Source organism: Pseudoduganella sp. SL102, assembly GCF_027856995.1.
GTDB lineage: Bacteria > Pseudomonadota > Gammaproteobacteria > Burkholderiales > Burkholderiaceae_D > Rugamonas > Rugamonas albidiflava.
In genome coordinates this window covers 2,868,416-2,890,812 of record NZ_CP115554.1, presented here as the reverse complement: position 1 = coordinate 2,890,812, position 22,397 = coordinate 2,868,416, and the positions used below count along the sequence as shown (strand labels likewise).

The window sequence follows — 22,397 nt, the reverse complement described above, 5'->3', positions numbered from 1 at the left end:
GGTCAGGCCTCCGCGGCGCGCGCGTGCATCACGGCGAACCAGCCGGCGTCGTCGGTCCATACCGCGTCGGCCGTGAAGCCGGCTTGCGCCAGCAACGCGGCGAAGCTGTCCGGCGTGTACTTGTAGCTGTCCTCGGTGTGGATGCGCTCGCCCCGTGCGAAGCGGCGCTCGCCGCCGGGCCAGTGCACGGTCAGCGCGGTGCGCGCCTCCAGGTGCATTTCGATGCGGCTTTCCTCGGCGTTGAAGAAGGCCACGTGCCGCCACTGGCGCACGTCGAAATCGGCGCCGGTCAGGTGGTTCACGTGGCGCAGCATGTTCAGGTTGAAGGCGGCCGTCACGCCGATCGCGTCGTCGTAGGCGGCATCGAGCACGGCGGCATCCTTGGCCAGGTCCACGCCGATCAGCAGGCCGCCATCGCCACGGGTATTCTCGCGCACGCGGCGCAGGAAGGCGATGGCTTCGTGCGGCGCGAAATTGCCGATCGACGAACCGGGATAGAAGAACACGCGCCGCTCGGCACGGACCGCCGCCGGCAGCGCGAACGGGCCCGACAGGTCGAGCGCCAGCGCCGTCATCGCGATCGACGGGAAGCGCTGCTGCAGGCGGCTGACCGCCTCGTTGAGGAAATCGCGCGAGATATCGATCGGCACGTACTGTTGCGGCTGCAGCAAGGGAAACAGGCTGGCCGCCTTGGCGCAATTGCCCGCGCCCAGGTCGATCAGCGTGCTGCCGGTGCCGATGCGGCGCGCGATGTCGGCGCCATGCGCGGCGAAGATCGCCGCTTCGGTACGTGTGGGATAATACTCGGGCAGTTCGCAAATGGCTTCGAACAGGCGCGATCCGAGGCTGTCGTACAGGTACTTCGGCGAAGTGCGCGCCTGCGGGGCAAGCAGCCCGGCCTGGATTTCGGCGATCGTGGCACGGTCGCCATGCGGCCCGTCCTGGTCTCCGGACGAGTCGATCGGCAACGCGCGCAGCGCGGCGGCGGTTCTGGTCATTGGCATGGCGCTCTTCCTGTTCTTTTCGGTAGTGTTCTTGTCGGTCGTGCTGTTCAGTCGTGCTTTTCGGCTGTGCTTTCGGCTTGTTCCGGCCGGCTGTTACACACTGTCGGGGCGGCAAGGGCAGTTTTGCTATGATACTCAATTACAAAAAGCAGAGCGTCCCGGTCGGGCAGCCCCTGGCCAGCCGCATTGAATAACATAATTATTTCCTGATCATGAAACCAACCTTCAAACGTGCGCTCGGCGCACTGGCCCTCGGCACCCTGCTCTCCCTGTCCGCGCACGCCCAGCAGGTGCTGCGCGTCTCGGCCATTCCCGATGAAGCGCCGACCGAGCTGCAGCGCAAGTTCAAGCCGCTGGGCGAGTACCTGTCCAAGAAAACCGGCCTGAAGGTCGAGTTTACGCCGGTGACGGACTATGCCGCCTCGGTGGAAGGCCTGGTCAACAACAAGCTCGACATGGTCTGGTTCGGCGGCTTCACGTTCGTGCAGGCCAAGGACCGCAGCAAGGGCCAGGTGGTGCCCCTGGTGCAGCGCGTGGAAGATGAAAAATTCCGCTCCGTGTTCATCACCACCTCGCCCGCCATCACCAGGCTGGCCGACCTGAAGGGCAAGACGCTGTCGTTCGGTTCCGAATCGTCGACGTCCGGCCACCTGATGCCCCGCTCCTTCCTGCTGGCCGCGCAGGTCGATCCGGACAGCGACCTGAAGCGCATTGCCTTCTCCGGCGCGCACGACGCCACCGTGGCCGCGGTCGCCGGGGGCAAGGTCGATGCGGGCGCGCTGAACATCTCGGTCTGGGAAAAGCTGGTGAGCGAGAAGAAGGTCGATCCCGCCAAGGTGCGCGTGTTCTACACCACGCCCACCTACTATGACTACAACTGGACCGTGCGTGCCGACATGCCGGCCGACCTGAAGAAGAAGATCGCGGATGCCTTCCTGGCGCTCGATCCCGCCACGCCGGAAGGCAAGGAAATCCTGGCACTGCAGCGCGCCACGAAATTCATTCCCACCAAGGCTGAAAACTACGTGGCCATCGAAGCAGCGGCAAAGAACGCCGGCCTGCTGAAGAAGTAATGGGCGATAGCGTGACGGGCACCACCGTGTCCGCCGGCACGCCGGTGTACCGGCTCGACAGGCTGTCCGCCCGCCATGCGGGCGGCACGCGCGCCCATGCGCTGCAGGACATCACGCTGTCCGTGCAGCCCGGCGAGCAGCTGGCATTGATCGGCCCTTCCGGCGCCGGCAAGACCACGCTGCTGGCCACGCTGTCGGTGGGCCACATGCCGGACAGCGGCAGCTTCGAGGCGTTCGGCGTCCAGCCATGGCTGCTGTCCGACCGCCAGCGGCACCAGCTGCGCGCCCGGCTGTTCCTGGCGCCGCAAACGCCGCCGCTGCCGCCGCGCCAGCGCGTGGTCACCGCCGTCCTGGCCGCGCGGCTGCCGCAGTGGAACCTGTGGCAGGCGCTGGTCTCGCTGGTCAGGCCGTCCGACCCCGAGGCGGCATGGCGCGCCCTGTCCCGCTTCAACCTGGGCGACAAGCTGTATGCGCGCGTCGACCGCCTGTCCGGCGGCGAGCGGCAGCGCTGCGGCCTGGCGCGGCTGCTGCTGTCGTCGGCGCAGGCCTTGCTGGTCGACGAACCCCTGTCGGCGCTCGACCCGGCCCTGTCGCAACTCACCCTGGCCACGCTGCAGCAGGAAGCGGCGGCGCGCAATGCCGCCCTCGTGTGCAGCCTGCACCAGGTCGACCTGGCGCTGGCGCATTTCCCCCGCATCGTGGCATTGAAGGAAGGCCGCATCGTGTTCGACCTGCCGCGCGACCAGGTCACCCAGGCCATGATCGACGAGCTCTACCTGAACGAACAACCGCCCGCCAACACGCCCCATCCGGACGACCTGCCGGCGAAACTCGCCGTGGGCGCCTGCCTGTAGCCCCGGTCTCCCGCCGCCGTACGCCATCCAATGCAGAGCATTCCCGCCGCTTCCTATGCCGAGCGCCACCCCGATCCCGCGTGGCGCGGCCGTGTCACGTACACCATCGTCGCACTGCTGATCCTGTGGCCGATGCTGGTGGCCAGCGAATTCAAGCCGGCCATCCTGTTCGAAGGCGACAGCCTGGCCGCCACGCTGCGCTTCCTCGCCGATTTCCTGCCGCCGGCGCACTCGCCCGAATTCCTGTGGCTGCTTTTGCGCGAAACCTGGCAGACGGTGGCCATCGCTACGGCCGGCCTCACGCTGGCCCTGCTGGGCGCCATTCCCGCCACGCTGCTGATCACCGAGCGGCTGTCGATTTCACGCCTGGGCACCGGCCGCATGGCGCCGCTGTCGCGCGCCGTGCGGCAAGCCGTGCGCTGGCTGCTGGTGCTGCTGCGCAGCGTGCCGGAACTGGTGTGGGCGCTGCTGTTCGTGCGCATCATCGGCCTCGGCCCCACCGCCGGCGTGCTGGCCATCGCCCTCACCTATTGCGGCATGCTGGGCAAGGTATATGCCGAGATCCTCGAATCGTCCGAGCGGCATGCCAGCGACACGCTGCTGGCCAATGGCGGATCGCGCATGGCGGCGCTGCTGTACGGCGCCCTGCCGGAATCGGCGTCCGAACTGGTGTCGTATACCGTGTACCGCTGGGAATGCGCGATCCGCGGCTCGGTCGTGATGGGCTTCGTCGGCGCCGGCGGCCTTGGCCAGCGCATGGATGAATCGATGAAGATGCTGGCCGGCGGCGAAGTGTCGGCGATGCTGCTGGTGTTCGTGCTGCTCGTCGCCTGCGCCGACCTGGTCTCGAAACAGCTGCGCAGCCGCCTCGGATGAACCGGCCATGACGACTCCCCGCATGCCTTCCCGTCCGCCGCGCCGCTGGTCCGGTGCCGTCATGGCGCTGCTGCTGGCCGCGCTGGTGGTCGCCAGCTTCGCCAGCCTGCCGCTGCAGTTCGCCGCCTTTTTCACGGCCGAGGCGGTATCGAGCGTGGCCGAATTCATCGCCGGCTTCGCGCCGCCCGAAACGGGCAGCGGCTTCCTGGCGAAGACGGCGGTCGCCACCGCCGAAACGCTGGCGATGTCCGCCGTCGGCACGCTGCTGGCCGTGGTGGCCGGGGTGCTGCTGGCGATTCCCGCCGCCGGGCGCTTCGGCCGCCCATTGCGGGGCGCGGTGCGCGCGGTGCTGAACGTGCTGCGCTCGATTCCCGAACTGGTGTGGGCCTCGGTGCTGCTCATCGCCGCGGGCCTGGGGCCGTTCCCCGGCGCCCTGGCGCTGGGCGCGCACACGGCCGGCGTGCTGGGCCGGCTGTTCGCCGACGCCCTGGAAAACGCCACCCCGCTGCCCGAGCAAAGCCTGCGGACCAACGGCGCCACGCCGATGGCGGCGTTCCTCTATGCCACGCTGCCGCAGACCCTGCCGCAAATGCTGTCCTACACGCTGTACCGCTGGGAAAACAATATCCGCGCCGCCGCCATCCTCGGAGTGGTCGGCGCGGGCGGCCTGGGCCAGATGCTGAAATACCACCTGTCGCTGTTCCAGATGCAGAAGGCCGCCACGGTGATCCTGGCGATGCTGCTGCTGGTGGCGCTGGTGGACGGCGCCAGCTTCTGGCTGCGCCGCATCCTGACCAGGTAATCGGCCGGGCCAGTGGCCGGCTGATTGGCCAAACAAGCTTTCAACATCTTCGATGACGGGACAACATGCTGGAATTGCGCGAGCTGAGCAAATCGTACGGGGGCAACCGCCCGGTGCTGTCGAAACTGTCCTACCGCTTCCAGGCCGGCGAGTTCGTGGCGATCATGGGCGATTCGGGGGTCGGCAAATCGACATTGCTGAACCTGATCGCCGGGCTCGACCATCCCGATCCCGGCGCTGCGGCGCCGATCCTCGTCGACGGCATCGCCATGGCCTCGCTCGACGACGACGCCGCCACGCGCCTGCGCCGCCAGCGCATGGGCTTCATCTTCCAGGCCTTCCACGTCCTGCCCCACCTGACATTGTTGCAGAACGTGGCGCTGCCGCTGTTACTCAACGGCATGCCGCAAGGGCGCGCCGCCGAGATGCTGGCCGCCGTCGGCCTGGCGGGCCGCGAGCATGGTTATCCGCATGAATTGTCCGGTGGCGAAATGCAGCGGGTGGCGATCGCCCGCGCGCTCGTGCACCGCCCCGCGCTCGTGCTGGCCGACGAGCCCACCGGCAACCTCGACCCCGACACCGCGCATGCGGTGCTGGCTGTGCTGCGCACCGAGATCCGCGCCAGCGGCGCCTGCACGATCATGGTCACCCACTCCGAAGCGGCTGCGGCCATGGCCGATCGCACGCTGATCCTGACGCGCGCCGGCCTGCACGACGCGGCGAGTCCGCCAGGCAACTGATCGCGGCAGCACGGCACGGCTTGCATGCCACGCTCCCCACCTGGCATGGGGCCCGTTTCGCTCGCCCGAACCAAGCGCTTGACTTCCCGCTTGACTTTCAAGCTCACGCCACTACCTAGTGAACCGGTAGTGTCAAGCCGTTTAGTCATTAACACGTCATATTTTTTGTATAGCACGCGCGCTTTTTTTCGCAACCGTAGTATGATTTAGATAACTTGCTTGGTTATTAATATATTTAGACCTCCAACAAGCCGCCACGCCTTTTCACGCAATTCATACTGAGGGAGGAGCAAATGAGCGTAAGGCAAAAGAAAATGGAACTCATCGAAGCAATGAACCGGGCGCGGGCGCTGGAACCTTCCAGCTTCGTGCCGAACAAGTTGCTGGATACGCTGATCGAACGGATGAACCTCAAGAACGACGCCGAGTTGTGCCGGGTGCTCGAGGTGCAGCCGCCGATCATCAGCAAGATCCGGCATCGCAAGCTGGCCGTTGGTGCCACGATCCTGTTGCGCATGCACGAGAAATCCGAACTGAGCATCAGGGAACTCAAAGAACTCACCAATGCGTCCGTGCACTGACGGTGCAATGCCTGGCGCCGGCATCGCTTTCCCGGCGCCCTTCTTCTTCCTTCCGCAGTAACTCCCCGCTGTATCCTGTGCTCCGGCTTGATTCTCCGGCCTGATTCTCCGGCTTGATTCTCCGGCCCCGCTTCCCGTCACGCTTCCCGAATAAACTGCATGCCCGACTTCTCACCTTCGGGAGAAGCCGCCCTCTGCTGTCCGCCCTAGACTGGTGCATGGCATGCCTGCCACCTCTGGAGGAAAGCGATGACCGAGCCGTTACGCCTGCGTTTCCATCGTCCACAGTGCGCGGCCGCCGCGCTGGTTTTGACGCTGTCCATCCCCCTGCTGCTCATCGGTTGCGACCGGGCCGGCGGCCAGCCCGCCGCTGCCGCCGCCCCGCCGCCGTCGCCGGTTTCGGCCGCCGTCGTGGTGGAACGGGACATCGTCGAGACACAGGAATTTTCCGGCCGCCTCGAAGCGGTCGAACGGGTCGAGATCCGCCCGCGCGTGCCCGGCTACATCACCGCCGTGCAATTCACGCCCGGCACCATGGTGAAGAAGGGCCAGGCGCTGTTCACCATCGACGCGCGGCCCTACCAGGCCGAACTCGGTCGGGCCGAGGCCAACGCGAGTTCAGCCCGCGCCCGCGCCGAACTGGCCAAGGTGGAACTGGCGCGTGCCGAACGGCTGCTGGCCGACCGCGCCATCGCGGCCCGCGAATTCGACGAGCGCGCCGCGTCGCAAAAGGACCTGGAGGCAGCCGCCCGCTCGGCGCGGGCCGAGGTCGAGACGGCACGCCTGAACGTGGCCTACACGCGCGTGACGGCGCCGATCGACGGCCGGGTCAGCAAGGCTGAGATTACCGTCGGCAACCTGGTCGACCAGAGCGCCGTGCTCACCTCCGTCGTTTCCACCGACCGCATCTACGCCAGCTTCGACGGCGACGAGGATACCTACCTGCGCGTGCGTTCGCGGACCGGGCAGGGCCGGCAGGCGCCGGTGGCCGTGCGGATCGGCCTGGCCAACGAAACCGGCTTTCCGCACGAAGGCAAGCTGGAATTCGTCGACAACCGCCTCGATCCGGCCACCGGCAGCGTGCGCATGCGCGCCACCTTCGCCAACGAGGATGGCACGCTGGTGCCCGGACTGTTCGCGCGCGTGCAGATCGCCGGCGGCAACCATGGCGAGGGCGGCGGCGCCGCGCGGGCGCTGCTGATCCACGACCGCGCCGTGAACACGGACCAGGACCGCAAGTTCGTCTACGTCGTGAAGAACGGCAAGGCCGAGTACCGGCCGGTGGTGCTGGGCCCTGCGGCGGACGGCTTGCGCGTGGTGCGCAAGGGCCTGGCGCCCGGCGAGCAGATCGTGGTGGGCGGCCTGCAGCGGGTGCGGCCAGGCGCGCCCGTGCAGGCCAAGCTGGTACCGATGGATACCGATCCCGATGCGCCGGCGCGCGCGGGCAGCGACACGGCGGCACAGGCGAAAGCGAGCTGACCATGAACTTTCCCCGCTTCTTCGTCGACAAGCCGATCTTCGCGGCCGTGCTGTCGATCCTGATCTTCGTGGCCGGCCTCATGTCCATCGTCTCGCTGCCCATTTCCGAGTACCCGGAAGTGGTGCCGCCTTCGGTAGTGGTGCGCGCCCAGTATCCCGGCGCGAACCCGAAGGTGATCGCCGAAACGGTGGCCGCGCCGCTGGAAGAGCAGATCAACGGCGTCGAGCACATGCTGTACATGGACTCCAAGGGCACCTCCGATGGCGCGCTGGCGCTGACCGTCACGTTCAAGGTGGGTACCAATGTCGAGCAGGCCGAAACCCAGGTGCAGAATCGCGTGCAGCGCGCCCTGCCCCGCCTGCCCGAGGAAGTGCGGCAGATCGGCGTGACGACGGCCAAGTCGTCGCCCAACCTGACGCTGGTGGCCCACCTGGTGTCGCCGAAGGGCCGCTACGACGACGTCTACCTGCGCAACTACGCGGTGCTGAACGTGAAGGACCAGCTGTCGCGCATCCCCGGCATGGGCGAGGTGATCCTGTTCGGCGCCGGCGACTACGCGATGCGCGTATGGATCGACCCGCAGAAGCTGGCCGCGCGGAGCATGACCGCGGCCGACGTGACGGACGCGATCCGCGAGCAGAACGTGCAGGTGGCGGCCGGCGTGGTGGGCGCCTCGCCCACCAAGGGTTCGCAGTTCCAGCTCACCGTCAACACGACCGGGCGCCTGAAGACGGTCGACGAATTCGGCGCCATCATCGTGCGCACCGGCGACGACGGCGCCGTCACGCTGCTGCGCGACGTGGCCCGCATCGAACTGGGCTCGAACTCGTATTCGCTGCGCTCGCTGCTGAACAACAAGTCGGCGGCCGCGATCGGCATCTTCGAGGCGCCCGGCGCGAATGCGCTGCAGCTTTCCGAGGACGTGCGCGCCACGCTGAAACGGCTGGAAGCGGACTTCCCCGAGGACGTGGAATGGCAGGTCGTCTACGACCCCACGCAGTTCGTGCGCGAATCGATCCGCGCCGTCATCCATACGCTGCTCGAAGCGGTGGCGCTGGTGGTGCTGGTGGTGATCGTGTTCCTGCAGACGTGGCGCGCCTCGATCATCCCGCTGCTGGCGGTGCCCGTATCGATCGTGGGCACCTTCGCCGTGATGCTGCTGTTCGGCTTTTCGATCAACACGCTGTCGCTGTTCGGCCTCGTGCTGGCCATCGGCATCGTGGTCGACGACGCCATCGTGGTGGTCGAAAACGTCGAGCGCAACATCGCCGCCGGGCTGACGCCGCACGATGCGACGATCCAGGCGATGAAGGAAGTGTCCGGCCCGATCATCGCGATCGCCCTGGTGCTGTGCGCCGTGTTCGTGCCGATCGCCTTCGTGGCGGGGCTGACGGGCCAATTCTACCGCCAGTTCGCGCTGACCATCGCGATCTCCACCGTGATCTCGGCACTGTGTTCGCTGACGCTGGCGCCGGCCTTGTCGGCAGCCTTGCTGCGCGCGCACGATGCGCCGAAGGATCGCCTGACGCGCGCGATGGACAAGGTACTGGGGCCGTTCTTCGGCTGGTTCAACCGTTTCTTCGGCCGCGCCTCCGCCTCCTACGGCCGCGGCGTGCAGGGCGTGATGGCGCGCAAGAGCCTGGGCATCGGCGTCTACCTGGTGCTGACCGTGGCCGCCGTGTTCGTGTTCCGCGCCGTGCCGGCCGGCTTCGTGCCGCAGCAGGACAAGCAGTACCTGGTCGGCTTCGCGCAATTGCCCGACGCGGCCACGCTGGACCGCACCGACGCGGTGATCCGCCGCATGTCGGCGATCGCCAAGGATGTACCGGGCGTGATGGACTCGGTGGCCTTTCCGGGCCTGTCGATCAACGGCTTCATCAACGCGCCGAACACGGGCATCGTGTTCATCGGCCTGAAGCCGTTCGACCAGCGAACCTCGGGCGACCTGTCGGGCGACGCCATCGCGGCCGAGGTCAACAAGCGGCTGGGGGCGATCGAGGATGCCTTCATCATGGTCTTCCCGCCGCCGCCCGTGAACGGCCTGGGCTCCATCGGCGGCTTCAAGATGATGGTCGAGGACCGCGGCAATCTCGGCTACGACGCGCTGTACGGCGCGGTGCAGGCGCTGCAGGCCAAGGCGTGGCAGAACCCGCAGCTGGCCGGCGTGTTCTCCAGCTACCAGATCAACGTGCCGCAACTGTTCGCCGATGTCGACCGCACGCGCGCCAAGCAGCTCGGCGTGCCGCTGCAATCGGTGTACCAGGCCTTGCAGATCAACCTCGGCTCGCTGTACGTGAACGACTTCAACCAGTTCGGCCGCACCTACCAGGTGGTGGTGCAGGCCGATGCGCCATTCCGCTCGCAGCGCGAGCAGATCGCCCAGCTGAAGGTGCGCAGCGACAAGGGCGAGATGATTCCGCTGTCGTCGCTGATGCGCCTCAGCGACACGTACGGGCCGGACATGGTGAACCGCTACAACGCCTACCTGGCGGCCGACATCAGCGGCGGCCCGGCGCCCGGCGTGTCGTCGGGCCAGGCGCAGGAAGCCATGACGGCCCTGGCGCGCGACACGTTGCCCAAGGGGATCACGTATGAATGGACCGAACTGACGTACCAGGAAATTTTGTCCGGGAACACGATGGTGTTCGTCTTCCCGCTGTGCGTGCTGCTGGTCTTCCTCGTGCTGGCCGCGCAGTATGAAAGCTGGACCCTGCCGCTGGCCGTGATCCTGATCGTGCCGATGTCGATCCTGTGCGCGCTGGTCGGCGTGAAGCTCACCGGCGGCGACAACAATGTGTTCACGCAGATCGCCCTGTTCGTGCTGGTCGGGCTGGCGTCGAAGAACGCGATCCTGATCGTGGAATTTGCCCGCGAGCTGGAAGACCATGGCCGCAGCGTGGTACAGGCCGCGCTGGAAGCCTGCCGGCTGCGGCTGCGGCCGATCCTGATGACGTCGATCGCCTTCATCATGGGCGTGCTGCCGCTGGTGTTTTCCAGCGGCGCCGGCGCCGAGATGCGGCACGCCATGGGCGTCGCCGTGTTCGCCGGCATGCTGGGGGTGACCTTCTTCGGCCTGTTCCTCACGCCGCTGTTCTACGTGCTGCTGCGCACCTTCGCGCTGCGCATCTCCGGCAGCGCGCCGCACAAGCGGCACCATGCGGACACGGGGCTGGGTGGGGTCGTGAAGTAACGCTGGATGTCGCGGGGGCAGAACACCGCATATTGAAAGCGCATGCATTCACCTCAACGGCGAAGGGGTCAGGAAGGAATGCTGGCCTGCATGCCAGCACCGTTCCGCAGGCGCGAAGCATGCTTCGCGAAACCCCTGCTTCACCCCGGCGGGGCGTAGCCGGGGTTTCAAGGAGCATCGCTCCTTGCCGGCGTAGCGGTACTGGCCTGCAGGCTAGGACTCCTCCCTGACCCCGGAATTTGCACTTGGGGTGGCTTATCCAGGCGGCGTCAGGGACCATTACCCCACGCCAGTACGCCACTGCCGCCGGCCGAACAGCGCGATCACGCCGCGATCGCCATCTCCACCGTCCCATCCACCCCGTAGTGCTTCGCATACCGCGAGTCCAGGTTCGCCAGCGGCATCAGCAGGAACAGGTCGGCGCTGTCGAAGTCGGGGTCCCAGGCCGGATCGCCGCAGACCCAGGCGCCCGAGCGCATGTAGCCTTTCAGCAGCGGCGGCAGGATGGCGCTGGCGGCGGGTTCGATCCGGCTGTGCGGGAATGGCAGGTGCGGCGTGACGCGGTATTCGGCGGGACCCATGCGCGTTTCGCGCAGTTCGCGGAACACGGCGACGGCGTTATGGCCGCCGTCGGCCAGGCTGATGCTGGCGCAGCCGGCCAGGTAGTCGCAGCCATGCCGGTGCATGTACTCGGCCAGCGCAGCCCACAGCAGCATGATGACGCTGCCGCCGCGATAGCTGGGGTGGATGCAGGCGCGTCCGGCTTCGATGATGCGGCTGCGCAGCGGGTTCAGGCGGCCCATGTCGAACTCGCCCTCGGAATAAAGCCGGCCCAGCCGGCGCGCGCCGGCCGGCGCCAGCACGCGATAGGTACCCACCACTTCCTGCGTGATGGCGTCGCGCACCAGCAGGTGGTCGCAGTGTTCGTCGAACTCGTCGCAATCGAGGCCGTCCGGCCGCGCCAGCGCCGCCAGGTCCATGCCTTCGATGAAGACGCGGTAGCGCAGGCGCTGCGCCTCGCGCAATTCCTCGGGGCTGGCGGCGATGCTCGTGATGAGGCGGGGGCGCGGGGCGCGCGCGCCGGTGGCGATGGTCGTCTGCTGCATGCTTCGTCCTCTCGGTGAAGTGGAGACGAAGCACAGCGTAGCGATGGATTACTTCAACAACATGACAGCGGCGTGTCGGTTCGGTGACCGTGGCGCCGGCGCATCAGCTTCCAGGCTGGAAGCCAGTGCGCCGGCCGCCCCGCCGGCGCGGCCGGGTTTCTCCGGGCCGTCAGTCCTTCTTCGGGCGGCCCGTCTTCAGTTGCGGCAGCGAGGCGAGCACGCTCTGCAGCGTGGCCATGTCGATCTGGCTGATCAGCGCCACGCCGATACGCAGCAGTTCGCTTTTCTTGATCTCGAAGCCGGCTTTCAGGCACGCCTTCTTCACGTCGCCGAGCACCGCGTATTCCGCTTCCGGCATCGTGAAGCTGTCGCGCACCAGGCGTTCCTTGCGCGGCGCCGCGGCCTTCTCGGCCGGCTTGGCCACGGCCTTCGCTGCCTTGGCCGGCTTGGCGGCCGCCTTGGTGGCCTTGGCCGGTTTTGCTTCGGCCGCCGCCGGTGCCGCCTTCACGGCCTTCTGCGGTGCCTGGGCCGGCGCTGCCTTGGCCTTGGCGGGCTTGGCGGCGGCCGGCTTGGCGGGCACTTCCGCTTCCGCCTTGGCTACCGGCTTTGCGGCCGGCTTGGCATCCGGCGCGGCCGCTGGCTTGGCCGCTTTCGGCTTGGCGGGAACGGCCGCTTCCGCCTTCGGCGCGGCTTTCGGCGCTTTCGCCTTGGCCGGTGCGGCAGGCTGCGACTCGATAACGGAGGCGTCCTTCACGGCGGCTTCCTTCACGGCGCCCTTGCGCGCCGCCGGCCGGGTGGCCGGCTTGTCGGCGGCCGCGGGTGCGGCGGGCTTGGTGGCGGTATCGGCGGAAGTCTTGATCACGTCGGTCTTGGCATTCATGGATGCTCCTGGAAAAGTTGAACTATATAAATAATATATACTATTTTCAGGGAAAGAGCACCTGCCCCTTCATTTCTTGTGGAATCTCAAGTTACCCGCTTGCACTCCCGTCGGTACTCGCGGGGCGCCGGGCCAGCAGGGCCTCGAGTTCCGCGTTGCGGCTCGCCAGTTCGCGGCGCGCCGCGCGCAACGCCAGGTGGGTGGCGACGCGCGCGAACAGGATGGGCGGGCTGATCGGCCTCGTGATGTAGTCGACGGCGCCCGCCCCCAGGCCGCGCGCCTCGTCTTCCGGCTGGCTCTTCGCCGTCAGCAGGATCACCGGCACGTCGGCGCTGCGCGGGTCCCGCACGATGCGCCGGCACGCTTCATGGCCATCCATGTCCGGCATCATCACATCCAGCAGCACCAGGTCGACTCCGCCGGCCGCCAGGATCTGCAGGGCCGTGGCGCCGTTGGTGGCCACCTTGGTCCGGTACCGGTCCTTCAGCAGCGCCGTCAGCAGCATGATGTTGTCCGGCGTATCGTCGACGACCAGGATGGTGGGGCGGTCGGCATTCATGGTGTCTCCCCGGCGGCGGCATCGAGCACCTCGCGCGCTGCGTCGAATTCGTAACCGGCGATGTGTGCGGCAACGCGCTCAAGCGCCGCGGGCGGCAGCACCGCGGCCAGCGCGGTGCGCGCGCCGGCAAAGTACTCGTTGCTGTCGCCGCTGTAGGCGCCCAGCAGTTCGCGCAGATGCGCCAGGGCCGCGCCACCGGCGCCGGCCGGGGATGCCGTTACTTCCCCGTCTTCCGCGTTGTTCGCGTCCCCGTTTGCCGCCGCATCCTCGACGCCGGCCCGGTCTCGGGCTCCGGCCGCCTCGCCGGCGTCCGGCGCGGCGGCGAAATGGGCATCGAGTCCGTCGACGGCGGTGCGCAGCGCCGTGGTCAGTTCCTCGACCAGCGGGGCGGCCGGCGCCTCGTCCCGGTCGAGCAATTCCTCGATGGCGCGTGCCGCCGCCTCTACGGCATTGGCACCCACGTTGCCGGCCACGCCGCGCAGCGTGTGGGCACGCTGGCGGGCGCTGTCGCGCTCGCAGCGCAGCAGGCCGGTCGCCACGTCGCCGGCGGCCTCGCGCTGCGAATGGCGGAAGCGGTCCAGCAATTGCAGGTACAGCGCCTCGTTGCCGGCCACGTGGCGCAGGCCGCGCGCCGTGTCGATCCCCGGCAGCAGCGGCAGGCCATCCTGCCCCGGCGCGCGCGGCGGCCGCGGCGCCACCGGCGGCATGGCCCGGCCCAGCCAGCGCGCCAGCGTGGCATACAGCAGGTCCGGATCGATCGGCTTGGTCACGTAATCCTGCATGCCCTCGGCCAGGCAGCGCTCGCGCACGTCGGCCAGCGCATGGGCCGTCATCGCGATCACCGGCAGGCCGTCGAAGCGGCGGTCACGGCGCAGCTCCAGCGTGGCCTGGTGCCCATCGAGCAGCGGCATCTCCAGGTCCATCAGCATCAGGTCGTAGTGGCCGGGGCCCACCTGCGCCAGCCGGTCCAGCGCCTCGCGGCCGTTGCCGGCGAATTCCACCGCGATGCCCTGGATCGCCATCAGCTCGGCGGCGATCTGCTGGTTGACGGGATTGTCTTCCACCAGCAGCACACGGCCCGTCATGCCGGGCCGGCCGGCATCGATCGGCAGGCCGCGCCGGCGCGGCGGCGCGAACAGCGACACCAGCGTATCGACCAGGACCGATTGCCCGATCGGCTTGAACAGGTAGCCGATGAAGCCCGCGTCTTCCGCCTCGCGCTGCACTTCCTCGCGGCCGAACGCCGTCAGCAGCACCATGCCCGGCCGCTGCTGCAGTGGCGCGGCGCCCACCCGGCGCGCCAGCTCGATGCCATCCATGCCGGGCATCTGCCAGTCGGTCAGCACCAGCGCGTACGGATCGGCGGCCGCATCGGCCGCCAGCACGCCGGCCAGCGCCTCCGCGCCGGAGGACGCCGTCTGCACGCGCAGCGGCAGCGCGCGCCGCCTCGCCCAGCACCTCGAGCGCCACCGGGCTGTCGTCCACCAGCAGCACGCGCGCATTGTTCAGCGCGGCCGGCACCACGGGCGCGCGCTCCGGCTGGCCGGACAGGCCGAATTCCAGCTCGAACGAGAATACCGAGCCGCGCCCCTGCTCGCTGGCCACGCGGATCGTGCCGCCCATCAGGCGCACCAGCTGCTGCGAGATCGACAGCCCGAGCCCGGTGCCGCCGAACTGGCGCGAGGTGGAACCGTCGGCCTGGTTGAAGGCGCGGAACAGCTTGCCCATCTGCTCTTCCGGCATGCCGATGCCCGTGTCGCGCACGGAAAAACGCAGCGTCACCCGGTTGTGGTCCGGCCCCGGCGCGCGCGCCGGCAGCTGTGTGCAGGACAGTTCCAGCTCGCCCTGCGGCGTGAACTTGACGGCGTTGTTGACGAGGTTGATCAGCACCTGCCCCAGCCGCAGCGGGTCGCCCACCAGGTGGCGCGGGATCGCCGGCGGCACGTTGAACAGGTATTCCAGCTGCTTTTCCGCCGCCCGCTGGCTCGTCACGCTGGCCACGTTGGCCAGCACTTCATCCAGGAAGAACGGGATCTGCTCCACCTCCAGGCGGCCCGCCTCGATCTTGGAAAAGTCGAGGATATCGTTGATGATGCCCAGCAGCGCCAGCGCGGCGCGGTGGATCTTGCTCACGTAATCGTGCTGCTTGGTGTTCAGGTCGGTGCGCAGGGCCAGGTAGGCCATGCCGATGATGGCGCTCATCGGCGTGCGGATCTCGTGGCTCATGTTGGCCAGGAATTCCGACTTGGCGATATTGGCCGCTTCCGCCCGCACGTTGGCGGCCACCAGCTTCTGTTCGCGTTCCCTGCGCTCGGAGATGTCGCGCAGGAAGCCGCAGAATTCGAACTGGTCTGCATCGAGGTCGATGCGCGTGATCGACAGCTCGATGGGAAATTCGCTGCCGTCCGCGCGCAGCGCCTCGACTTCGATGCGCCGGTCCAGCACCACGCCGGGGCTTTCACCGTCCAGGTAGCGCGCCATGCCCTTGCGGTGTTCGCCCCGGTAGCGCGGCGGAATGATCAGCGTATCGAGCTGCTGGCCCAGCGCTTCGTCGCGCGCGTAGCCGAAAATGACTTCGGCCTGGCGGTTCCAGCCCACCACGCGGCCGTTGCGGTCCATGTTGACGACGGCGTCGAGCGCCGTGTCGACGATTGCGCGCAATTTCCGTTCGCTGTCGCGGGCGGCGGCGATGGTGCGCTTCAGTTCCTGGGTGCGTGTATCGATCTTCTGTTCCAGGTCGCCATTGAGCTCGCGCAGTTCGCTCTCGGCGTAGCGCAGCCGGGTCAGCGTGTCGCGGAAGCTGCGCACGGCGATCGACAGGCGGCCCACCTGGTCGGCGCGGCCGATGCCGGAAAGCTGGATGTCGGTCTTGCCCTGGGCGAGCTTTTCCAGCGACTTCTGGATATCGCCGAACGGCCGCACGGTCTTGCGCGCCACCACGAACACGGAGCCGACGATCGTCAGCGCCAGCAGCAGGTTGACCATCAGCGCGTTCAGCAGTTGCCGCTGCAGGGCCTGGTCGGTTTCGCGCCGCGAATACGTCAGGTCGATCGCTCCCACCATGTAGTTGCGGGCGCCGTCCTGGAAGCTGATGTCGCGGTGCACGGTGATCGCGCTGGCGGCATCGAACTTGCCGGTGCCGAAGCTGGCCAGCTCCGCGCCGTTCGGCGCCAGCACGCGCAGCGTCAGGACTTCCGGGGTGGCGCGCATGGCATCGACCACGCTGGTGATGGCCGCGCCGTTGATGTCGAACAGCGGCCGCGCCAGTGCCTGCGACAGCACCGTCACGAGCCGCTCGGAACGCTCCTGCAACTGCAGCTCGGCCTCGGCATGCAGCGTGCGCACGGCATAGGTGGTGTAGGCGGCGGTGGACAGCGCCACCGCCAGGAAGATCGACACGGCCAGGCGCAGCACGATGTCGCGCCGCCAGGTGTCGCGCAGCTTGCGCAAGGCGCTCGACAGGGGTGGTATCAAGGCTGCTTGCCCTTGCCGGCCGCCGGCACTGCGGATTTCTCGAGCTTGCGGTATTGCTCGCCGTTGCGCACGGCTTCCACGGCATCCCAGATGCGCCGTGCCAGCTGCGGCTGGCGCTCGACCAGCCGGTGCGACAGCAGCAGGAAATACGGTTTCTCGACCAGCGGCAGCGGCAGCGCTTCGATCTGCGGACCATACGGTCCGGTCAACAGCGTGTGCGCATCGCTGCCGCCCACGGCCGCCGCGGCCAGCCGCCCGGCCAGCAGCTTGCGCACCAGCTCATCGGAACGCTGGCTGCCTTCGTCGACGGTGACGTTCAGGCTGCGCAGCAGGTCGGTCACGGAATAGCCCAGCTGGGCGCCGATGGCGCCATCCACGTTGTGCAGCGCCTTGCCATCCCATGCCACGCTGCTGCCCTTGCGGCGGATCAGGATGTAGCGGTCGATGTGCATGCGCTTGGCCACGTCCGGCGTGGCACCGCCCGGGTATTCGCCGATCTCGCGGCGGTCGGTCTTGAAGCTGACGGCGAACGCGCCATCGACCGCGTTGGCCTTCAGCTGGGCCAGGCAGCGCTTCCACGGCATGCTCTGGAAATCGAAGCGGATCCCTTCTCGCTGGCCGACCAGCTTGAGCAGCTCGAAGTTCAGGCCGCGGCCATCCTCGGTGCGCCACGGCTGCACGTTGGCCCGTTCGTAGCACAGCGTGATGGCCGGCGGCGCGCCGGCCTGCAGGGCATGCGCGGACACGGCGGCCAGCCCGGCGCCGATGCCCAGCACATTCACCAACAGCTTCCTGCGCCACGCGCTCCCGACCGCCATCCCCGCCTCCATGCTCACAAGCCTATAGTGTAAGCAAAACTACAAGGCAGGGGTACATTCTCTTTGACAATATTTCCAGTCGTACGCTGGCGGTTGCCGCCGCCCGCGTCAGCCACCGTCTTTCAGCGCCCCTCTGTCAGCTGCCCTCTGTCTGCGGCTCCGGTCCCCGCGTGCGCCCTGGCGGAGACAGCTTCACGGCCTTGCCCGTGCGTGCCGACTGGTAGATCGCCTCGACGATGCGCTGGTCCTGCAAGCCTTCCTCGCCCGGCGTGTGCACTTCCCTGTCCTGCTGGATGCAGCGGGCGAAGTGGTCCATCTCCAGCGCGAACTGGTTCTTTTCCTCGATCCGGACGTCGGTGGCCTGCTCCTTGCCGTCCACCACGCGCGACACTTTCAGCTGCAGGCCGCGGTAGGCATACGCCGGGTTCATCTCGGCCCATCCCTGGGCGCCGTTCAGGCGGAAGTGCTGCGACTTGTGCGCCGCGTAGCTGGTCGAGCAGCTGGCGATGAAGCCGCTGGGGAAGCGCAGGATGAACTGGCACGATTCCTCCACTTCGCGAAAGCGCGCATCGCCCGGCGTCGACCAGACGTTGCCGATCACCTCGCTGGGCTCCTCGCCGCTGAGGAAGCGTGCGGCATTGATGCAGTACAGGCCGATGTCCGGCAAGGCGCCGCCGCCGGCCAGCGCGCGCTTCAGGCGCCAGTGCTGCGGATCGCCCATGTTCTGCGAATTGACCGAGACGAATTCCTTCAGCGCGCCCAGCTTCTTCTCGCGCACCATCGCCACCAGCGCGCGGTCCATCGGTTCGTACTGGCTGCGGTAGGCGATCATCAGCTTGCGCCCGGCCTTGCGGCAGGCATCGATCATCTGGCGGCACTCGGCCACGCTGTTGGCCATCGGCTTTTCGCACAGCACGTGCTTGCCGGCGCGGGCGGCGCGCACGGTGTACTCCAGGTGCATGTTGTTGGGCAGGCCGATGTAGACACCCTGCACGTCCGGCATCTGCGCCAGCCGGTCGTAGTCCTTGTAGTCGAGCACGGCGCTCTCGGGAATGTTGTACTGGTGGGCGATCTTCAGGCCCTTGGCGCGGTCGCCGGTAACGAGCGCCACGGGCCTGGCGTGCTTGCACTGCGCCAGCGCGGGCAGCATTTCGTTGACGGTGATGCGCCCCAGCCCGACGAGGGCGATGCCGACCCGCTCGTTCCAGGGATCGGCCGGCGGCTCGGTCTTCTCCGGCTTCTCGGACTTGTCATAGATGGGCGGAAATTCCACCTTGTCCTTCTCGCTGGCGCCGGCCTGCAGCGCGGGCGTGGACAGGGCGGCCAGGGTGCCCACGTAGCGCAGGAAATCGCGGCGCGGCGGCTGCTCTCGGTTCATGCAATGACCTCCTTTCTGGATGAAGGGAGGCATCCTCGCACGCTGTCCTGGACGGCAGCGCTCGCTTGCCGTCCAGCAAAGACGGCCGTGCTCAGCCGGTCAGTTCGACGGTGCGGCCATTCAGCGGCTGCACGGGGCGCGCATTCATCCGGTACAGCTTCCGGAACGCCGCCAGCTGCGCCTTCGATACTTCCACCGGCTGCTTCAGCACCTGCCAGTGCACCCCTTCGCTGCACGGCGGCGTCGTCAGCGATCCCATGTAGGCATAGTAGGCATGCTGCGCCGGCAACAGCGCGGCCGCATCGAACGCGCCGTCGATGGGGTGCCTGTCCCCCGCATGCGCGGGCAGCTCCGCGAACACCGGCTTGAGCGCGGCATTTTCCTTGCCCTGCCTGAACAGCACGGCCACCACCGCCAGTTCGCCGGCAGCATTCCGGTGCACCATGTGGGCCACCAGCGGATAGCGCTTGCCGTGGATCTTTTCCTCGCTCGGGGTGTGGAAGTGGACCTGCACCAGCTGGTAGTCGCCGCTGGCCAGGTGAACCGCGCCGCCCTGCGCCAGGTTGACCTGCACGGTGTGGCCGGTGTTGACGATATCGGCCGCGCTGGCGGCGTAGTTGAAACCGATCGGTGCCGGCGCACCGGCCTTTTCATGGCGGATGTCGATCGGCGACTGTGCCTTGCCCAGCTTGCAGGCGGAGAAATCCTGCTCCAGTTCGCCCCAATGGGCGGTACCGGCCTTGCCCGTGTATTCCCAGTGCGCCGCGGCCTTGTCCGCCGCGTGCGCGCCGCCCATGGCAGCCAGTGCGGCCGCCAGCATTACCAGTGTCTTTTTCATGATGATCCCGTTCGTTGAAGGTGCATGGTGCAGCGAACGCGCGGACCCAGTGGCCACGCAGTTCGCGCAGCGGCAACGTTAGCGAAGAGACCGCTAATATTTAGTTAAGGCAAGATGAGGAAATCCTTAAGGCGCCCTGCCCGCCCTGGCGGGAGGTGGCTTCCGTTGCAGCCGCCCGGGCAGTATCCCCGGCCGGCGCGCGGCGCACCCCTCCCGGGAGGCAGGGCCGCGGCGGGCGCAAAGGCCAGGCGTCTCCGTGGCGGGCAGGCGCCCGCGACGGAGACGGTCGATCAGGCTTTCAGGCGCTCAGACGATCGAACGCTTCGCGCGCCGCCAGGCCGCCGCCGGTGATGAGCACGCCGAAATAGGCAATCGTGGCCAGGTTGGCCAGGTAGCCCAGCAGCACGCACACGCCGTCGCGCTGCAGCAGGCCGATGGCGAAGAACAGCAGTGCGACGGCCGGCAAGGTATTGCTGAACGGGATCATCCCGAACGGCATCATCAACAGCACGGCGCCCAGGATCATCGAGGCGTTGTTCATGCGGTCCGCGGTGCCCTCGGCCACCAGCCAGCCGATCCGGTTCGGGCGGCTGACGCGTTCGATCTTCTGCAGCCACGGCAGCGCCTTGCGCAGTACCGGGCGCAGTTTCTTGGTGCCGATGACCTTGTCCTTCATGCGCGCGGGCAGCCACAGGTCGCGGCCGAACAGGCGCGACAGGCCGATCAGCAGGATCGCGCCGCCGAATACCGTGCTGACCCCGGGAATCGAGACGGGAATCAGGAACACCAGCGTGAGCAGGGCGGTCAGCAGCAGCAGGCCGTCGTTGCCGACTCGGTGGACCAGTTCGCTCAGCGTGATGCCGGTACGCGGCAGCGAGCGGACCAGCGTGCGGATTCGTTGTGAAATGCTTTCACCGTGCATAGGATTCTTTCGTGCTTGTTTGCTGTTATGCGCTGATATGCGCCGATGTACGCTGATTTTAGCGAATGAGCGTCAATGCGCGCGTATTACCGTGCGCCCGCCGCGGCGGGCGGCGCCATAGTATAGCGAAAAATTGTCAAGCAGTTAAAAGTGCGTGCACCGCACGCACCTTCTGCGCATGCCCGTCACGGGGCCGTCGCCGACTCCGCCAGCACCGCCGCCAGCCTCGCGCTGTCGATCGGCTTGGCGAAGTGCTGGTCGAAACCGGCGCGCAGCGCCGCCAGCCGATCCTGTTCCTGGCCATAGCCGGTCACGGCGATCAGGGTGGCCTGTGCCGTCTTCAGGTTCCCGTCCGCAGCCCCAGGTCCACGCCCACCTCGTCCCAGTGTTCCTGCTCCTTCTCGATCCAGAACGACAGCGTCGGATGCCCGCTGACGAGCGCACGCGGCAATTCCAGTTCGATGCGGTTCTTCATCCGCAGCTTCGGCTGCGCGTCGGCCACGGCGATGCGGGCATGCATGAAGACGATCGCCAGCCGCAGCGCCACCACGGCACGGGCGAAGTCGCCGTCGGCCAGGAATTCCTCGACCTTGCGCAGGTTGCCCTTCTGCGCCAGCACCAGCCGGCTCATGGTGCGCTGCTCGCGGGTGGTGAAGCCCGGCAGGTCGGCGTTCTCGATCAGGTAGGCGGCATGCTTGTGGTGGCCGGTCTGCGACACGGCCTGCCCCGTTTCATGCAGCAGGGCGCTCCAGTAGAGCAGCCGGCCGGTGGCCTCGCCGGATGGCTTGAGCTGGTCCAGCAGCGCCTGCGCATCGTCCGCCACGCGGGCCGCGCGGGCCTCGTCGACATGGAACTTGCGGGCGAAGTCGCGCACCGACTGGTCGCGGCGGTCGCGCCGCATCTCGCGCATGGTCAGGTCCCACATCACGCCCATCCGCAGGCCCGCTTCGATGGGGGTCAGTTCCTCGATATCGAGTTCGTGCATCACGCCGATCAGGATGGCCAGGCCGCCGACCACCGTCGATGCCCGGTCCGGGCGCAGGCCCGGCAGGTCGATGCGGTTGACATGGCCCAGCGCGATGAAGCGCTTCTTCAGCGCATCCAGGCTGTCCGGCGTGATGCCCTTGCCCAGGCCGTTCTTCTCGATCACCTCGGCGATCGACCGGATCGTGCCGGACGAACCGTAGGCGCGCTTCCAGTACTGCGGCATGTACGGCGGCGCGCCATCCTCGAAATGGCTGCGCGCCGACAGGATCGCCGCCTCGTACGACGGCGCGTCGACATAGCCGTTGACGAAGAACGCCAGGCTCTGCTTCACGCTGCCCACGCTGAACGACTCGACCCGCTCGATGTCGAAGCCGCGCCCGAGGATCAGCTCGGTCGAGCCGCCGCCGATGTCGACCACCAGGCGCCGCTCGCTCGGCTGGGCCAGCGCGCTGGCCACGCCCATGTAGATCAGCCGGCCTTCTTCCTCGCCGGAAATGATCTCGATCGGAAAGCCGATCGCGGCCTCGCACTGCGGCAGGAAGGTGGCGATGTTCTGCGCCTGGCGCATGGTCGAGGTGGCCACTACGCGCACCGCGTCGAGCTGGTAGGCCGACAGGGTGATGGCGAAGTTCTGCAGGCAGGCGATGGCGCGCTGCTGGGCCGCTTCGGTGAGGTTGCCGGCGGCATCGAGCCCGGCGGCCAGCCGGATCGGTTCGCGCATGCTCTTCAGCACGCGGATCGTGTCGCCATCGTGTTTGCCTATCGACAGGCGGAAACTGTTCGATCCGAGATCGACCGCTGCATACATCGGGGAATCCATTTATATTGTTTATAT

Annotated in this window: 19 protein-coding genes and 2 pseudogenes; 8 read left to right on the top strand and 13 right to left on the bottom strand. The window is 67.7% G+C overall.

The genetic code is table 11. The features are described 5' to 3' along the window. Positions 1-2: 2 nt before the first annotated feature. Positions 3-998: an L-histidine N(alpha)-methyltransferase gene (gene egtD / locus OU994_RS12360; RefSeq protein ID WP_373922615.1), complete on the bottom strand. Its 996-nt coding sequence runs from the start codon at positions 996-998 to the stop codon at positions 3-5. 218 nt (positions 999-1,216) lie between these two features. On the opposite strand from egtD, the gene OU994_RS12355 reads away from it, so the two are divergent. The 8 genes from OU994_RS12355 to OU994_RS12320 all read left to right on the top strand — a co-directional run bounded on the left by OU994_RS12355 (position 1,217) and on the right by OU994_RS12320 (position 10,600). Further along, positions 1,217-2,077, top strand: a complete 861-nt coding sequence (locus OU994_RS12355; protein WP_281610975.1) for a putative selenate ABC transporter substrate-binding protein — start codon at positions 1,217-1,219, stop codon at positions 2,075-2,077. Next, entirely contained in the window at positions 2,077-2,931 is an 855-nt protein-coding gene (locus OU994_RS12350; RefSeq protein WP_281610974.1) for a phosphonate ABC transporter ATP-binding protein, read from the top strand. The genes OU994_RS12355 and OU994_RS12350 overlap by 1 nt, the downstream gene beginning before the upstream one ends. A gap of 30 nt (positions 2,932-2,961) precedes the next feature. Then, on the top strand, positions 2,962-3,807 hold the full coding sequence (locus OU994_RS12345; RefSeq protein WP_281610973.1) for an ABC transporter permease: 846 nt from the start codon (positions 2,962-2,964) through the stop codon (positions 3,805-3,807). 7 nt (positions 3,808-3,814) lie between these two features. Next, a complete protein-coding gene (phnE, locus tag OU994_RS12340; protein ID WP_373922587.1) occupies positions 3,815-4,609 on the top strand; it encodes a phosphonate ABC transporter, permease protein PhnE in 795 nt (264 codons plus the stop codon). A gap of 65 nt (positions 4,610-4,674) precedes the next feature. Next, entirely contained in the window at positions 4,675-5,349 is a 675-nt protein-coding gene (locus OU994_RS12335) for an ABC transporter ATP-binding protein (protein ID WP_131146636.1), read from the top strand. A gap of 293 nt (positions 5,350-5,642) precedes the next feature. Then, positions 5,643-5,930: a hypothetical protein gene (locus tag OU994_RS12330; RefSeq protein ID WP_131146637.1), complete on the top strand. Its 288-nt coding sequence runs from the start codon at positions 5,643-5,645 to the stop codon at positions 5,928-5,930. 249 nt (positions 5,931-6,179) lie between these two features. Beyond that, the gene (locus tag OU994_RS12325; protein ID WP_131146638.1) at positions 6,180-7,409 is read left to right on the top strand and encodes an efflux RND transporter periplasmic adaptor subunit; all 1,230 of its coding nucleotides are present in this window, start codon (positions 6,180-6,182) and stop codon (positions 7,407-7,409) included. 2 nt (positions 7,410-7,411) lie between these two features. Beyond that, positions 7,412-10,600 carry an efflux RND transporter permease subunit gene (locus tag OU994_RS12320; protein ID WP_281610972.1) on the top strand — a complete coding sequence of 1,063 codons (3,189 nt, stop codon included), beginning with the start codon at positions 7,412-7,414 and terminating at the stop codon, positions 10,598-10,600. 323 nt (positions 10,601-10,923) lie between these two features. Here OU994_RS12320 and OU994_RS12315 read toward each other — a convergent pair whose 3' ends face one another. The 12 genes and pseudogenes from OU994_RS12315 to OU994_RS12260 form a co-directional block, all read right to left on the bottom strand. Next, on the bottom strand, positions 10,924-11,706 hold the full coding sequence (locus OU994_RS12315; RefSeq protein WP_281610971.1) for a GNAT family N-acetyltransferase: 783 nt from the start codon (positions 11,704-11,706) through the stop codon (positions 10,924-10,926). Positions 11,707-11,875: 169 nt separating this feature from the next. Then, positions 11,876-12,586 carry a hypothetical protein gene (locus tag OU994_RS12310; RefSeq protein ID WP_281610970.1) on the bottom strand — a complete coding sequence of 237 codons (711 nt, stop codon included), beginning with the start codon at positions 12,584-12,586 and terminating at the stop codon, positions 11,876-11,878. Positions 12,587-12,677: 91 nt separating this feature from the next. Beyond that, entirely contained in the window at positions 12,678-13,145 is a 468-nt protein-coding gene (locus OU994_RS12305; protein ID WP_281610969.1) for a two-component system response regulator, read from the bottom strand. Then, positions 13,142-14,230 carry a hybrid sensor histidine kinase/response regulator gene (locus tag OU994_RS12300; protein WP_281611629.1) on the bottom strand — a complete coding sequence of 363 codons (1,089 nt, stop codon included), beginning with the start codon at positions 14,228-14,230 and terminating at the stop codon, positions 13,142-13,144. Before OU994_RS12300 ends, OU994_RS12305 begins: the two co-directional genes overlap by 4 nt. Positions 14,231-14,353: 123 nt before the next feature. Next, a pseudogene (locus OU994_RS12295) lies at positions 14,354-14,647 on the bottom strand (response regulator); the annotation flags it as partial. Between the two features lie 112 nt (positions 14,648-14,759). After that, a pseudogene (locus OU994_RS12290) lies at positions 14,760-15,764 on the bottom strand (ATP-binding protein); the annotation flags it as partial. Positions 15,765-16,615: 851 nt separating this feature from the next. Continuing rightward, positions 16,616-17,437, bottom strand: a complete 822-nt coding sequence (locus OU994_RS12285) for a transporter substrate-binding domain-containing protein (protein ID WP_281610968.1) — start codon at positions 17,435-17,437, stop codon at positions 16,616-16,618. Positions 17,438-17,573: 136 nt separating this feature from the next. Next, on the bottom strand, positions 17,574-18,815 hold the full coding sequence (locus tag OU994_RS12280) for a Gfo/Idh/MocA family protein (protein ID WP_281610967.1): 1,242 nt from the start codon (positions 18,813-18,815) through the stop codon (positions 17,574-17,576). Between the two features lie 91 nt (positions 18,816-18,906). Continuing rightward, a complete protein-coding gene (locus OU994_RS12275) occupies positions 18,907-19,653 on the bottom strand; it encodes a carbonic anhydrase (protein WP_281610966.1) in 747 nt (248 codons plus the stop codon). Between the two features lie 298 nt (positions 19,654-19,951). Beyond that, positions 19,952-20,575, bottom strand: a complete 624-nt coding sequence (locus OU994_RS12270) for an exopolysaccharide biosynthesis protein (protein WP_131146645.1) — start codon at positions 20,573-20,575, stop codon at positions 19,952-19,954. 185 nt (positions 20,576-20,760) lie between these two features. Next, positions 20,761-20,889: a hypothetical protein gene (locus OU994_RS12265; protein ID WP_281610965.1), complete on the bottom strand. Its 129-nt coding sequence runs from the start codon at positions 20,887-20,889 to the stop codon at positions 20,761-20,763. 26 nt (positions 20,890-20,915) lie between these two features. Then, complete coding sequence (locus OU994_RS12260; protein WP_281610964.1) at positions 20,916-22,370, bottom strand: Ppx/GppA phosphatase family protein; 1,455 nt, start codon at positions 22,368-22,370, stop codon at positions 20,916-20,918. Positions 22,371-22,397: the final 27 nt, after the last annotated feature.

Excerpts from the sequence above, each read along its gene's own strand:
- OU994_RS12275 (WP_281610966.1), bottom strand. The coding sequence starts at position 19,653 with ATGAAAAAGACACTGGTAATGCTGGCGGCCGCACTGGCTGCCATGGGC.
- OU994_RS12270 (WP_131146645.1), bottom strand. The coding sequence starts at position 20,575 with ATGCACGGTGAAAGCATTTCACAACGAATCCGCACGCTGGTCCGCTCG.
- OU994_RS12325 (WP_131146638.1), top strand. The coding sequence starts at position 6,180 with ATGACCGAGCCGTTACGCCTGCGTTTCCATCGTCCACAGTGCGCGGCC.
- OU994_RS12335 (WP_131146636.1), top strand. The coding sequence starts at position 4,675 with ATGCTGGAATTGCGCGAGCTGAGCAAATCGTACGGGGGCAACCGCCCG.
- OU994_RS12280 (WP_281610967.1), bottom strand. The coding sequence starts at position 18,815 with ATGAACCGAGAGCAGCCGCCGCGCCGCGATTTCCTGCGCTACGTGGGC.
- OU994_RS12345 (WP_281610973.1), top strand. The coding sequence starts at position 2,962 with ATGCAGAGCATTCCCGCCGCTTCCTATGCCGAGCGCCACCCCGATCCC.
- OU994_RS12305 (WP_281610969.1), bottom strand. The coding sequence starts at position 13,145 with ATGAATGCCGACCGCCCCACCATCCTGGTCGTCGACGATACGCCGGAC.
- OU994_RS12260 (WP_281610964.1), bottom strand. The coding sequence starts at position 22,370 with ATGTATGCAGCGGTCGATCTCGGATCGAACAGTTTCCGCCTGTCGATA.
- OU994_RS12350 (WP_281610974.1), top strand. The coding sequence starts at position 2,077 with ATGGGCGATAGCGTGACGGGCACCACCGTGTCCGCCGGCACGCCGGTG.
- OU994_RS12310 (WP_281610970.1), bottom strand. The coding sequence starts at position 12,586 with ATGAATGCCAAGACCGACGTGATCAAGACTTCCGCCGATACCGCCACC.
- OU994_RS12330 (WP_131146637.1), top strand. The coding sequence starts at position 5,643 with ATGAGCGTAAGGCAAAAGAAAATGGAACTCATCGAAGCAATGAACCGG.
- OU994_RS12315 (WP_281610971.1), bottom strand. The coding sequence starts at position 11,706 with ATGCAGCAGACGACCATCGCCACCGGCGCGCGCGCCCCGCGCCCCCGC.
- phnE (WP_373922587.1), top strand. The coding sequence starts at position 3,815 with ATGACGACTCCCCGCATGCCTTCCCGTCCGCCGCGCCGCTGGTCCGGT.
- OU994_RS12285 (WP_281610968.1), bottom strand. The coding sequence starts at position 17,437 with ATGGCGGTCGGGAGCGCGTGGCGCAGGAAGCTGTTGGTGAATGTGCTG.
- egtD (WP_373922615.1), bottom strand. The coding sequence starts at position 998 with ATGACCAGAACCGCCGCCGCGCTGCGCGCGTTGCCGATCGACTCGTCC.
- OU994_RS12355 (WP_281610975.1), top strand. The coding sequence starts at position 1,217 with ATGAAACCAACCTTCAAACGTGCGCTCGGCGCACTGGCCCTCGGCACC.
- OU994_RS12320 (WP_281610972.1), top strand. The coding sequence starts at position 7,412 with ATGAACTTTCCCCGCTTCTTCGTCGACAAGCCGATCTTCGCGGCCGTG.
- OU994_RS12300 (WP_281611629.1), bottom strand. The coding sequence starts at position 14,230 with ATGACGGGCCGTGTGCTGCTGGTGGAAGACAATCCCGTCAACCAGCAG.